Source organism: Paenibacillus sp. 01T424, from assembly GCF_056398745.1.
In genome coordinates, this window is the sequence record NZ_JBFTPZ010000005.1 from 365,237 (window position 1) to 378,627 (window position 13,391).

Annotated in this window: 8 protein-coding genes and 1 pseudogene; 1 reads left to right on the forward strand and 8 read right to left on the reverse strand. The window is 43.2% G+C overall.

The window, feature by feature from the left end; genetic code table 11:
* Nucleotides 1-363: 363 nt before the first annotated feature.
* The 5 genes from AC1DPK_RS07220 to AC1DPK_RS07240 all read right to left on the reverse strand — a co-directional run bounded on the left by AC1DPK_RS07220 (nucleotide 364) and on the right by AC1DPK_RS07240 (nucleotide 7,056).
* Nucleotides 364-1,197 carry a carbohydrate ABC transporter permease gene (locus AC1DPK_RS07220; protein WP_076265461.1) on the reverse strand — a complete coding sequence of 278 codons (834 nt, stop codon included), beginning with the start codon at nucleotides 1,195-1,197 and terminating at the stop codon, nucleotides 364-366.
* 24 nt (nucleotides 1,198-1,221) lie between these two features.
* Nucleotides 1,222-2,100 carry a carbohydrate ABC transporter permease gene (locus AC1DPK_RS07225; RefSeq protein ID WP_441884027.1) on the reverse strand — a complete coding sequence of 293 codons (879 nt, stop codon included), beginning with the start codon at nucleotides 2,098-2,100 and terminating at the stop codon, nucleotides 1,222-1,224.
* A 170-nt stretch (nucleotides 2,101-2,270) separates the two neighbouring features.
* Nucleotides 2,271-3,611 (reverse strand): ABC transporter substrate-binding protein, encoded by a 1,341-nt coding sequence (locus tag AC1DPK_RS07230; protein WP_477509814.1) that lies wholly within the window; start codon nucleotides 3,609-3,611, stop codon nucleotides 2,271-2,273.
* Between the two features lie 138 nt (nucleotides 3,612-3,749).
* A complete protein-coding gene (locus tag AC1DPK_RS07235; RefSeq protein ID WP_477509815.1) occupies nucleotides 3,750-5,306 on the reverse strand; it encodes a response regulator transcription factor in 1,557 nt (518 codons plus the stop codon).
* A complete protein-coding gene (locus AC1DPK_RS07240; RefSeq protein WP_477509816.1) occupies nucleotides 5,284-7,056 on the reverse strand; it encodes a cache domain-containing sensor histidine kinase in 1,773 nt (590 codons plus the stop codon). The genes AC1DPK_RS07235 and AC1DPK_RS07240 overlap by 23 nt, the downstream gene beginning before the upstream one ends.
* A gap of 291 nt (nucleotides 7,057-7,347) precedes the next feature.
* Here AC1DPK_RS07240 and AC1DPK_RS07245 point away from each other — a divergent pair.
* Nucleotides 7,348-7,797 (forward strand): annotated as a pseudogene (locus AC1DPK_RS07245) (transposase); the annotation flags it as partial.
* Nucleotides 7,798-8,279: 482 nt separating this feature from the next.
* On the opposite strand, the gene AC1DPK_RS07250 reads toward AC1DPK_RS07245, so the two are convergent.
* The 3 genes from AC1DPK_RS07250 to AC1DPK_RS07260 all read right to left on the reverse strand — a co-directional run.
* A complete protein-coding gene (locus AC1DPK_RS07250; RefSeq protein WP_477509817.1) occupies nucleotides 8,280-9,545 on the reverse strand; it encodes a chloramphenicol phosphotransferase CPT family protein in 1,266 nt (421 codons plus the stop codon).
* A gap of 1,724 nt (nucleotides 9,546-11,269) precedes the next feature.
* Nucleotides 11,270-11,533, reverse strand: a complete 264-nt coding sequence (locus AC1DPK_RS07255; protein WP_144376872.1) for a hypothetical protein — start codon at nucleotides 11,531-11,533, stop codon at nucleotides 11,270-11,272.
* A gap of 1,054 nt (nucleotides 11,534-12,587) precedes the next feature.
* The coding region (locus AC1DPK_RS07260) for an aspartate aminotransferase type Ic (RefSeq protein WP_477509818.1) at nucleotides 12,588-13,391 on the reverse strand (804 nt) is incomplete at its 5' end.

Sequence of the window (13,391 nt, forward strand, 5' to 3'; positions counted from 1 at the left end):
ATTCAGTCGATAACTGCTGCTGATCCCCTCCGGACAGTATGTATGGAAAAACGAAGCTATATCTTTCCCTCCACTCAACTTTATCTTCACAAAAAAATGGACATCTTCGTTCCTAAGAAACGGATGTCCAAGTATGTTGTGTAACAATTTATAAAAATACTAAGAATTATAGGTTTGGCAATTCGTAAAAGAAGTTGAAGATATCAGCCGGAAGTACATTTCGATGCGTTATGCCGAAGAGCCGAAAAAAGTAAAAGCTGCTAATAACACATAATTCTATAATACAGGGTTCGCGGACATCGCTTTACGATAAAGAAACGGATGGAGGTCTCTTAGGTCTCAACCCGTTTTTTTATGATCGGTTTATCCTTTTATGCCGGACAGTGTTACCCCTTCAATAATATAACGCTGTCCGATCATGTAAACGACCAATACCGGGAGCAGAGCGATTGAAGCACCAGCCATCATCAGCGTCCAGTCCGTCGCATACATGCCGCGGTATAGATTCAGCATCATAGGTACCGTAAATTGCTCTGGGCTGTTGAGAAAGATAAGCGGATAAAAGAAATTGTTCCACATGCCCAGAAACGTGAATATGCCGAGCGCTGAAAGCGCAGGCTTGACAAGCGGAAGCATGATGCGCGTATAGATCGTAAAGCGATTGGCACCATCCACAATGGCTGCTTCTTCCATTTCCTTCGGGATGCCTCTAAAAAACTGGCGGAGCAGAAAAACGCCAAAGGCATTTAATAAGGCAGCAGGCACGATGATCGACTGATGCGTATCGAGCCAACCGAAATTTTTCATCATCAAGTACAGCGGGATGATTGTCACTTGTCCAGGCACCATCATCGTTGCCAGAAACAATATGAACAGCGGTTCCCGGAATGGGAACCGGATTTTGGCGAAAGCGTATGCAGCCATCGAGCATGTTATCAGCTGCGCGAATACGACGATGACATTAATATAGAAGCTGTTAAAATAAGCTCGCCCGAAAGGCAAGGCCGTCAACGAAGTTTTGAAATTGGACCATACGAACGGTTCTGGAATCCATTTAGGCGGAACGACAAACACTTGGGACAAATCTTTTAGCGCGCTGAGTATCATCCATAGGAAAGGCAGCCCCATGACGCAGGCCCCAATGATCAGCACGACATGAAGCACCATCGTAGAGGGTTGAAGCTTTTTAGAATTCATGAGTTTTCTCCTTCCCGGTCATCCTTATTCTTCGTAATGAACCCAACGTTTGGATATTTTCATCTGCAGCAAGGTCAGCGTCAAAATCATCGCAAACAGCGTGACAGCGGCCGATGTGCTTGTACCGAAGGTAAAATCAACAAATGCCGAGTCATAAATGTGGTATACAAGTGTATAACTGGCTTTTGCAGGTCCACCCGAGGTCATGACAAAGGATTGATCAAACACCTGGAATGATCCGATCACGGACATGATGGTGACAAAAAATGTAGTCGATGACAACAAAGGAACCGTTATATGCCGCAGCTGCTGCCATTTGCTAGCGCCGTCAATTTGTGCAGCCTCGTAATATGTCGCGGATATTCCCTGTAATCCGGCAAGGAATAGCACCATACTGCCTCCAAGTCCCATCCATATGCTAAGCAGCGCAATGGAAGGCATTACGAACCGCGTGTCTGTCAGCCAACGGGGACCTTCAATGCCGAACCAATCTTTTAAGTATAAATTAATCAACCCGAAATCCGCGTTAAAGAGCCACATGAAAACGACTGCTACCGCTACGGACATCGTAATGTTAGGCATAAAATAAATGAGCCGGTAAAGGATCTTTCCTTTTACTTTATTTAAGCCAATAGCAACAAGCATCGCCAGAATGATGCCGGTCGGTACAGTGAGAACGGTATAATACAGCGTGTTAACAAGCGCGATCCTGAAATCGGGATCTTTAAACTGCCCCAAGAAATTGTCCAGTCCGACAAAGGTCCGTTCTCCGAAGCCGTCCCAGCTCATTAGACTGATGGCGAAAGCCAATATAAGCGGAATCAACGAAAAGATAACCAAACCGACCATTTGCGGAAAGATGAAAAAATATCCCCAAAGGCTGTCCACCGTCTTCGTCCTCATGAAATGGCGTTTCGTATCTGTTTGGTCTATTGACGGAGAGGGGCCATTATTAACGGCCTTTTTCATATCCATGTTCGCCACGCCACCCTTCCTCTATTATAGTAAGAAGGAAGGAATTTCCGAATGTTCGGAAGCCCCTTCCATTCCCTTGTGAAAGGACTGCTGCTTGCTTATTTTTTTCCTTTGTATTCCTCAATCTTCTTGTTCGCCAATTCCTCGATTTCCTTCATTGCTGTATCCAAATCCTCATTTTTCAGCCATAGCGCCTCAAAACGGGAATTAATATCATTACTTAGACCGGGAATACCCGCTTCAAACGGGGTTAATGCATAGCCGATTTCACGGGCATCCAGGAAAAACTGTGCATGCTCGGGAAGGTTCCCTTCAAGCACTACTTCATCTGCTCCCGATACCGAAGGAACGGCATTGCCGCCTCCTTGAAGACGATAGGTTTGACCTTCCTTATTGACGAATTCCGACAAGAAGGTGTACGCCGCCTCTTTATGCTTGGTAGTCTTATTCAGTACCATATAGGCTGTCGGGATACCTGCGGGCTCGATTTTATTGCCGGTATTTGTCGGCCAGGTGACGATATCGTACTCGAGGCTATCGTTTTTCTTGAACAGCGGCAGGTACCAGCGCCCTGCACCGACAAAGCCAACCTGATTGGACATAAACATTGCATCGCCGCCTTGTCCTTTTGGAAGCGTACCGGCAAATGTAATGTTTTTACTCTTGACGTTATCATATAAGAATCGGAATGCTTCGACCGCTTTCGGATCCGTGTAGCCGATATATTTGCCATTGTCGTCATAAACCTTTCCGCCGTTAGAGGTTACCCAACTGTGAGTGCTGTTCCATGCATTATCAAGTACGTAACCATATTTGCCGCTTTCGCGAATTTTGTCGGTCATTTCCTTAAAAGCGTCCCAGCTCCACTTACCCTGTTCCTGCAAATCGGCAGGCATTTCAGTAATGCCTGCGTCCTTTAACACCTTCTTGTTATACCAAAGCACCATCGGGTTATTGTCTACTGTGGCCCCGTATATTTTACCGTCGCGCTCAGCGGCTCCCCATAGGCCAGGAAAGAAATCCTCCTTCTTAACCGCGCTTCTTGCATCATCCATTAACGGTGTGAGTTCCTCGATGCTGCCGTTTTCAATCAATTTAACAATAAAAGCGTCACCGGCATAGAAAATGTCTGGGGCCGTTCCGCCACTCAATTGCGTTAAGATTTTTTGATCGTACTCCCCCGGGATCGGGATTAATTCTGCTTCAATTTCAGGATGCTTCTTATTAAAATCGTTAGTGAAATCTTGAAACCTTGTTAATTCTCCCGGATTTCCCCATGTAGCCCACTTGATTTTTACTTTCCCCTCTTTTGGACTGTTTGTTCCGGCTTCTTCTCCATTAGACACCCCGTTGTTGCCACCATTGCTCGTTCCGCAGGCTTGAATCAAAGCAGACACAGCAATAATCATGATGAGTAGAGACCATTTGAGCTTTTTCATTCTCTTTTTCCTCCCTCAAGATATCTAATTTTCATTCAAAAATATTTTGTAAGCGCTTTAATTATAGTTCATTGTCAAAGCGGGTTTGAACGGTTTATGTTCCGAAAGAGTGTCTTGTTTTCCGCAATTAGCATGATTTTATTTTCGCAACAAACCTTGAAATTCGGCTGGAGATACACCTACGATCTTTTTAAATTGCTTGCTAAAATATTTTACGTCGTTAAAACCAGACTGCTCGGCTACCTCATACACCTTGAGCGATGATCCTTGCAGCAGCTCCTTCGCTTTCTTTACGCGCAAGGCGATCAGGTGGTCGATGAAGTTCTCTCCTGTCACACGTTTGAACATTTCGCTGAAATAATTCCTGCTTACATTTACCGCATCAGCCACTTCCTGCAGGGAGATCGATTCCCTATAATGGCTCTTGATATAGTCAGCGGCCTCCATTACGATCCTTTGGTGCAATGTTTTATCCGGCCGCGAAGAGTCTTCACCACCCACGATTGTTTGGTAGCCATCTTTTACATGTTGAATGACCTCAGTGACATAACACAGTCTGCCGAGCTCCCGGATTTTCCGTATGATGGAAGAATCTGCGTCTTTGAATATGGCAAACAGGCTAAGCAATTCCTCTGCCTCCTGCAGCACTTCCTCTTTCGATCGATATTGCGGTAACCAATGCTTCATGATTTCATTTATCATTTGTTCTGATCTGGAATGAAAGCCCATCGTTAACGACTCTTTGAGTTCGTGTAAGGCTGCCGCAAAAGGATAGGGCGATGCTGAAATGGAATCCGTTTGCTCCTCAGCAGTAAGCAAGCGACACGGTCCGAGGAAGAAACCGACCGCGAGCATTTTTTTCGCCTCCATGGAGGCATTCTGAAGGTCAAGATAATTATTATAAACGACGCTGAGTCCTATGGATACTTGCAATAGGTGCGACTCTGTTTGCTGCGAAAACTGCTCGATAAGCTCATAACACGTGACATGCAGGTTTGGGTGTACAGGAAGAGCAGCTAAAAGCAAGTCCGGACGAAGAATGACCGACACAAAGGAACCAAATGCTTGATAGAGTACCTGTTTGAGCACTTCTCCCAGCTCCGTGAGGAGCTCATTCCTTTCAGCATCCGTTTTGCCAAATACGTTGATCTCCAAAGCGGCAATACGGTAGCTTTCTTCCGGGCATTCTGTCTTTATTCGTTCGATAGCAGCCAGGTCACCGCATAGCGCCTTGCAGAATGTCTTCTCCAGCATTTTCAGTTTATTAGCGAGCTGTTGGTCTTCAAACTGCTGAACGATTTGTCTGTTCTCGCTTTCTTCCTGAAGCTTTTTTTTCATTTGATTCAGAACCGTTATGAGTGAATCCGAATTAAGTGTCGGTTTCAAGATGTAATCGCTGGCCCCTAACCGGATTCCTTCCCGTACATATTCGAAATCATTATGACAGCTGAGCAGCAACACCTTGACCCAAGGACATAATTCTTTAGTCTTGCGCGTGAGCTCGAGTCCATCCATCACAGGCATAGCAATGTCGGTGATCAATATATCAATCTCTTGATTCTGAATCCATTTCATTGCGTTTTGCCCGTTTGACGCTTCACCAACCAATGTAAATCCGTGTCTCTCCCAATCAAAAGTGGTACGAAGCCCGATTCGCGCTATCTTCTCGTCATCAACCAATAGCACTCTGTACATAAGTTTCCTCCTTTGAATCAGCAATCGTAATAAGCACCCGGGTCCCTTCGTTTTTGATGCTTGAGATGCTGAGACCGTATGTATTTCCGTAATATAACTGGATGGTCTGATGAACATGATTCAGCCCGATATTGGTCATCCCTTTATTGCTTCGCTCTTTATCGTTCATCTGCAGTTGATGAAGCCTTCCCTCATCTATTCCGATACCGTCGTCGGTTATTTTGACCACGATATTTTTTCCGTTTTGTTCGACTTCGATATCAATTGATCCATCTGCATCCTTTGGAGCGATCCCATGGAAAATGGCGTTTTCGACGATGGGCTGAAGCAGCATTCGGGGAATTTGTATTTTTTTGAGCTCCTCCCGGCAATGGATATTTAAACTGATTTTGTTATCATAGCGGTATTCCTGAATGATCATATATTTCTGGAGCAGTTCAAGCTCCTCCCCGAGCGGAATGAAAACGCCATTCCGTTCAAGACTGCCTTCCAATATTTGAACCAGCGTAGTGACGGCGTTATCTACATCATTGGTCCGGTTCAATTTAGCCATCCACCTAATCGAGTTCAGCGTATTATAAAGAAAGTGAGGGTTAATTTGATAGCGGAGCGCTCGTACTTCCGCCTTTTTTTTCTCCGATTCCTCCTTGGCGATTCGGGCGATTAACAGATCGATCTGTTTGATCATTTTATTAAAGCTGCGGCCCAGCTGCCCAATCTCGTTCCGGCCGACGCTCTTGCTCCGGACACTCAGGTCGCCGTTCTCGCCTTTACGCATCAATCGGCTCAGATTAACTAACGGATTACCGATTTTACGGGTAACGAAATACCCCATGCCCATTGCAGAAAGGATACAGCAAAGTGCAATCCACATCGTGAATTTCCGGATACTGGCCGAATCGGCTGTCAGTTCCTCGAGAGGTACAACCCCAACCACATCCCAGCCGTTATACAGGCGTTCAGGAATCACCAGCGTGCTTTTGTTGTCTTTGTTATATTCTGTCGCTTGCGAAGGAAGGATGAGCTTGGACTCTTTTCCATACTGCTTGGAATCCGGATGATAGAAATAACGGTTCTCGCTATTGGTGACGTAGATGTAACCCGTATCCCCAAATTGAACGCGGTCAAGCTCATCGATCAGAACCTCGCCCATAATCTCAAAGAACATCACGCCGATAATATCGCCGGTTTCCCAGCTTCGTATGGCGCGGCCAAGGCCGAATACAGGAAAGCCCATTTCCGTTTTCTTTAAATAAGAGTTTTGAGAGAGTCCGAACCAAACGCTATTACCGTTTGCTTCCAATATCGCTTTATACCAATCGGAATCCCATTGATCCAGAGACACCAAGGAGTCCGAGCTTAATACCGAATTGTTGCGGTTCACATCGAATATATAGATATCGAGGATTTCTGACGAATTGATCATGATGGATGTTAGGATGTCTTGTCCATCTTGAATCTTGAGCGTGGTTTCATACAACTTCTCTTTCGATTGCTCCTTCAAAATATTGTGGATGACCTTACTGTTTAACACCATCATGGACGAATCATCAAGCTTTTTGAAATAAAGGTTCAGCTTGTCACTCACCTGTGTAATAGTAAGCGAGGCTACCTTACTGACTTGTTCCTCCACGATAGAGGACGATTTATGATAAGACAAAAAACCCATGACCAGAACGGGAAGCGTCATGCCGATAAAGCAGAACAAAAAGAGTTGGACTACAATGGAATGAAAATGACGGAAGCGCATGGTCGTTCCTCCTTTATATTCAACATTAGTTTGCTGAACTCTATATTACTCAAACTATAACAGCGCTTACAATAGTTCATAATAAAAAAAATAAATTATCTTCTACTCTTTCTCTTTTTTTTATGAAGGTGCATTTTGCAATAATCAATGCCCTCGAACCATAAGGTTTTTAGAGCATAATAAAGAGACTTCACCCTGACTTGGAGTTTTTCAAGTAACCAACCCGAAAACTAGCCAAGCAAGTGAAGTCACTTGTATATTCTCCAAGAAAGCCTATTATTCTTTAACAAACTGCAAGCACCGCTTGAGAACATCGATACATTTACCGGCCAGCATCGCCGTTTGAATGTGGATCTTCGCTTCCGTTACCATTGCAGGCTTCGGCTTGATCGGGAAGCTCCTTCGGTAGCGAAATTAATCCGCATCTTCGCCGAGAAGACATATCAAGAACTTGCTAAGCGCCTATTTAATGATCTTGTCACACGCTGTATGCAAGAAGGAGTCATCGATGGGAGTCACATGGCTGTCGATAGTGCAGCGATTCATAGCTATGAGAAGTAGCAACCGAAACGCAAATTAGAACTGACTGGAAATGCCAACTGGGGTGCGAAGTTCGACACCTACCGCAACAAAGTCGAGTGGTTCGGCTACAAGCTTCATCTTGCCGTTGATACCACAAGAGAGCTACCTAAGGCGCTATCGATTACACCGGATCATGTTAATGACGGCGATATGGCCCCCTGCTCTGATAAAAGATACCGATACCGAAAACCAATAATAAATATGGCAGTTTTGACGATCTTCTTAACGAACTGGCAATCGCATTTGAAATTGGATTATAACCTCTGGACAAAAGAATAATGACAGAACACATAATTGAGAAAAATAATTCCCAAAAAATTATAGAAACACTTCTCAAATGGGGGGAAATAGCGGTGATTTTTTTTATTACGTCCTTGTATAGGAATAATGAGATTTTTTTCAAAAAAACGCCCCGAAGGGCGAAGCACGTTCCTCCACTATCGTACCCGTTAGCTTAATAAAATGAGCATGCCAATGTAGTGACTGCTCATACATGTGTGTTTTTCAACTATCGTTACCCGATAATTGAATAGAAACGTGGGTTCAGGCTAAATATCATACGTAATCTGACCCCAGTCATACCAGGTAGATAATGCGAATGTTGCGCTTTCAGAGTCGTTTCAGAGTGTGTACTCCACCACCTACGTCATGGCCTCAAGATGCTGGAAAGCTGAGGGCAGCGACTCTTCTTCGAGGCGCTGGCGGATCAAGGCGGCACACTCTTCGGAACTAAGCACCGAGGTGTCAACCTCCAGATCATAGATACCAAGCATATGGACAGCCTGCTGCCACAATCTCACCGGCTTTGGCACAGATCCGTCCTCTTCGTAGCCGGAATTCCAAGTAGCGATCCTCCGCTGCATAACAACCTCTAATGGGCATCGCACACCAACAAACAAAACCGGCAGTCCACTCAGAGTCCGGGCACAGCTGGGAAGAATCCCTCGCGGGATCGAATAAGCATCGTGGTGACCGACATCAACTACCACATTCAGCCCCAAGCGGCTGTGCGCAGCAATAGACTCATACATGGCTTGATAAAGGGTCACAATGAGTGGCTCAAGGTCGGGGCGTTCCCCACCTGGCCGAAGCCCAATCCCTGGCCGGTAGCGTTCAGGGGTCATCTGCATGAACCGGTCGACTCCCATGTTCATCCACACACCCTCGAACGTATTCTGAATCACAGTGGCAATACTGGACTTCCCTGACCGCGGAGTCCCGTTTAAAATAATAATCTGTCCGGGCACATCTACCTGTAACATTTGCTTCCCCCTTGATTGTAATGAATAAAAGTTCCTGCTCTCAACCTCAAGACGTTGGAACTCCGGCCACGCTTGGAGGCGCTGGCGGATCAGGGCGGCACACTCTTCAGAACTGAGCACCGAGGTGTCAACCTCCAGGTCATAGTTACCAGGCATATGGACAGCCTGCTGCCATAATCTCACTGGCTTTGGCACAGATCCGTCCTCTTCGTAACCGGAATTCCAGGTAGCGATCCGCCGCTGCATGACAACCTCTAATGGGCATCGTACACCCACAAACAAAACAGGCAATCCACTCAGGATCCGGGCACAGCTCGGAAGAATCCCCCGCGGAATCGAATAAGCATCATGGTGCCAGACATCCACCACGACATTCAGTCCCAGACGGCTGTGTGCAGCAATGGCTTCATACATGGCTTGATACAGGATCACAATTAGAGGCTCAAGTTCAGGGCGTTCCCCACCTGGCCGAAGCGATATCCCTGGCTGGTAGTGTTCGGGGGTCATTTTCTTGAACTGACTGCCCCCAGCGTTCATCCATACACCCTCAAACATATTCTGGATCGCGATGGCAATGCTTGACTTCCCAGCCCGCGGATTGCCGTTCAGAATGACTATTTGTCCGAGTTTATCTTCTTGTGACATGCGTTTCCCTCCATACAAAGATTTCGTTCATACTGTGAATGTTTTTTCCATCTTTGGAAGTTACAATATAGATTGTAGCAACTATACGGCTAATGGAATAGTCTGTAATTTTAATATAATAAGGCGTAAAATTGAATTAGAACATAATCTTATCTTGTTGTGCTATTCTGCCCGTTCATATTATGGTTCAACTAGATATATCCTTATGCCGCAGTCATTGTCAGATAGGTCACTTAATAAGCAAAAAAAACCACCCCGAAGGGTGGTCCGTACTCATGATGAGCACTATAGGATTTGGATAGGAGTGGAGAGTCCTGTCCTGAACCTGTAGCTTTTAGAGTAACGTACTTTCATACCGTGCCTGATGCCAACCGTGCCGCTTTCAACAGCATTCAAAACCACTATTTCTACATAATAGGAATGCTGCCCGTTAGCTTAATAAAGAAAAAGAGCAGCTGCCACAACAAAATTCTGTTTGTTCAACTATCGTTTCCGTTAGCGTAACAGCTGTATTAGATCGTACGCTCGTTGTATCTCTCTTTTTATCTTGGAAACTGAATTTTTTTAAAAATCGTATCAATCAACCATAAACCTGTTGCGGCAATAAAAACTGAGTACACAAAAACACTGGCGTACTTAAAAAGAAAAAGGATGCCTTCTGATTCGGTAAGAGAAAACAAATACAAAATAATCACTGCAAATATTAGATGTGAGGCTAACCCCATGAGCATGCTCAGCATTGTTTTTATTACCTTAATTTTTAAGATAATCATGTCTGTAATTAATGAACACGGTACGCCTATTATTAAGCAACCGAGGAATGAGTACATAAAATAGATGAAAAACGGGGCATAACCATGAAACTCCACAAGAATTAACGAAAGAATTAATGTTGTGAATATACTAGAAATTATCTTCCTACCAATATCAATTTTTATTGAAATTGTAGATTCCCCCCTTGTCACTGGATGATTAATAAACAAAACTCACATTATTTCAGCGATGGATTCATGAAGATTTTAAGCATAACTTGCCCGTTATCTGAAAGGCTACCCATGGTGCTGGTAGCCTATTGTCATGGTGCTATCGTTTCCCGTTAGCGTAGCAGTTGTTCTGTGGTATTGAATGAATGAGGTTATTTTGTATCTTTTCCTTGCACTTCGACCACCTTAGTTAATCGACTTAGTTCATCTCTAAGCAATTGAATCTCTACTTCAATTTCTCGAACGAATTTCAAAAACGCATAACCAATAACCAATAACCGTTAACATTAGACCCAAGATAGGAAATGTTATCCTTTTTGCAATTATTGACATAATCACACTATTTGGCGTTTGAGATGAAAATGACTTTGGCATGTATTGCCACAGGCCAAAGATAAACAACAACACTCCGATTACAATTAAGACATACGAAATACGTTTAGTTATGCTGTAAGACAAGTGATACCACATCCATAAAGTCATTTCTAATTCTTGAGGCCACTACGCTTCCAGAAGGTGGAAGTTGCGCTAAACTGCCAGTTAGCGTAATGAAGCAGCCAACCATTGTGGTCGGCTACTTCCGTGTTTTTATTGAACTATCGTTGCCCGTTAGCGTAATGAACCTGCTAATCAATTCATTTTTATAAATTAGAAAGAGCCACCAGCGAAAGCCCTCTTACGTTCTTGCATACTGAAGAGGGCTTTTACAAGGAGTGATGATGCTTTACCGTTATGCAGATACTAGAGCTTCTGTAGAACATACCATACTGTGTACAATGCAAAAGCAAATATGGAAAAGAATACTGCAAGCAGCGCCCCTCTGACAACCCTCTGCCACCCGATACGGATCAACCCGTAACATCCACCATACACAATCATTCCGGCAGCAGCTCCCTCCAAAAAGACGCTCGGTGCCCGCAGGAGAACAATATAAAACAAAACGCTTATCCCTAACAAAAAGTAATTCATCCACAGAAACGCAATTCTGCCTTGCTTTTGCATCAAGCTTATCCCCTCCATACAGTCTGCCGCGTCATGCGCACAGTCTGTATGTCTTCTAGATACGAGGATTCATTTCCTTCTATTTCCTTTGGTAGCGCAGTGTGTTTCAATCTGAGAAATTTAATCCCAGTCTAGAAAAGAACAAACTCGTCACCGCCTCTAATTGTTCACGTCGGCCCTTTCGTGTATCGAACTCAACCGAAATTGAAGGACCAAATGCACATACTCTACAGACTGTTATTTTTTTAACAACAGCCAGTCGACTGCAATTCTAAGTAAAGTACTAGAGAATACAAAGGGAATAGCAAGGATCTGGAAAGTGAGTTGGAAATAACTTCTTACTTCCTCTAAATTAGTATCATTTTTGAAATCAGGAATCATTTGAGTAAATAAGCTAAAGTCATTAATAAGTTTTCCAGTTACAGCGCTTATTGTTACAATGACCACAAAAATGAATCTGATTATATCCAATGCGATCTTAGAGTGATCAAGGAATTCTTTACGAGAATGCTTCCTGTTAATAAAATACAACATGAAGAAGAATATAATCGTAGTCAAAAAAGTGAAAATTAAAAATAGGGGTATTGAAATACGTAGTTGTAATCCGATTAAGAAGTTTAAACTAAAGGGTACTGTGAAATAAGTGAAAAAAGCCATAAACAAAATTTGATTACTTTTAAGAAGTAATTTTGGCTTCACAATAAGTGTGAAAGGTAAAATTATCAGGTAGAGAAAGAAATACATAGGTTGTTTATCTTTAATAATAGAGTAGGCAAACACTGTTAAAAGAATAAGGTTAAATGAAAGTAATAAGTGTTTGTGAAAGATAAAATACTCGATTTTTGAAGGGAATCGAAGCACCCTTATTAATAGGTCAGACATTAAGTACTCCTTTGAATCATTTAATTCACATCTATTTTGTATCGGCAAAAGTTGTGGTGTATTATATACTTTTTTCAATATTTCCGTTTCTAACTCCTATACTGCCGCTGTTTTATTGAGCTAACGTTACCCGTTAGTTCAATGAACAATTTTCTGACCGATTATAAAAAACTAATTACCTTTCAGATAGAATCTTCTTTATGCTTACCAATTGAACGCAGAGACATAACACTTCAATGGCTGTTTCTAGCTCTTTAACTGATGGAAAAGTAGGGGCTATACGTATATTTCGATTCCTTGGATCTTTTCCATAAGGAAATGTAGCCCCTGCCTTAGTCAATGTGACACCGACTTCTGCCGCCATATTTACTACGTCTTTAGCACAACCGTCTAATGTATTAAGGCTAATGAAATAACCCCCGTTCGGTTTATTCCATGACGCAATATTTTTTCCACTTAACTCTGATTCAAGCTTATTTAATACCATATCAAATTTGGGTTCTATTATAGCAGCGTGCTTTTCCATATGAACTTTTAAATTATCAATATTTTTTAGAAAACGAACATGTCGAAGTTGGTTGATCTTGTCGGGGCCAATTGTCTGGATAGAAATCTGCTTCCGTATAAAATTCAAGTTCTCCTCGCTGGATGCTAACACTGCAATGCCAGAACCAGGAAAAGTAATCTTAGAGGTAGAACTGAACATATAAACACGGTCAGGATTTCCTGCTGCCTTACAGGCTGCAAGTATATTTTTCAACTGATCGGGTTTAGTTAAATGGTGAACAGTATAGGCATCATCCCAAAAAATTCTAAAGTCCCTTGCTTTAGTATTCATGTGAGCAAGTCTATCTACCGTCTCTTCCGAGTATGTGATTCCGTCAGGGTTACTGTATTTAGGAACACACCATATTCCTTTGATAGAATCATCTTCACTGACAAGCTTTTCGATCGTATCCATATCTGGTCCATTCTGCAA

Bases quoted from the DNA above. Each gene is read 5' to 3' on its own strand.
- AC1DPK_RS07220 (WP_076265461.1), bottom strand. From the start codon at position 1,197: ATGAATTCTAAAAAGCTTCAACCCTCTACGATGGTGCTTCATGTCGTG.
- AC1DPK_RS07225 (WP_441884027.1), bottom strand. From the start codon at position 2,100: ATGAGGACGAAGACGGTGGACAGCCTTTGGGGATATTTTTTCATCTTT.
- AC1DPK_RS07230 (WP_477509814.1), bottom strand. From the start codon at position 3,611: ATGAAAAAGCTCAAATGGTCTCTACTCATCATGATTATTGCTGTGTCT.
- AC1DPK_RS07235 (WP_477509815.1), bottom strand. From the start codon at position 5,306: ATGTACAGAGTGCTATTGGTTGATGACGAGAAGATAGCGCGAATCGGG.
- AC1DPK_RS07240 (WP_477509816.1), bottom strand. From the start codon at position 7,056: ATGCGCTTCCGTCATTTTCATTCCATTGTAGTCCAACTCTTTTTGTTC.
- AC1DPK_RS07250 (WP_477509817.1), bottom strand. From the start codon at position 9,545: ATGTCACAAGAAGATAAACTCGGACAAATAGTCATTCTGAACGGCAAT.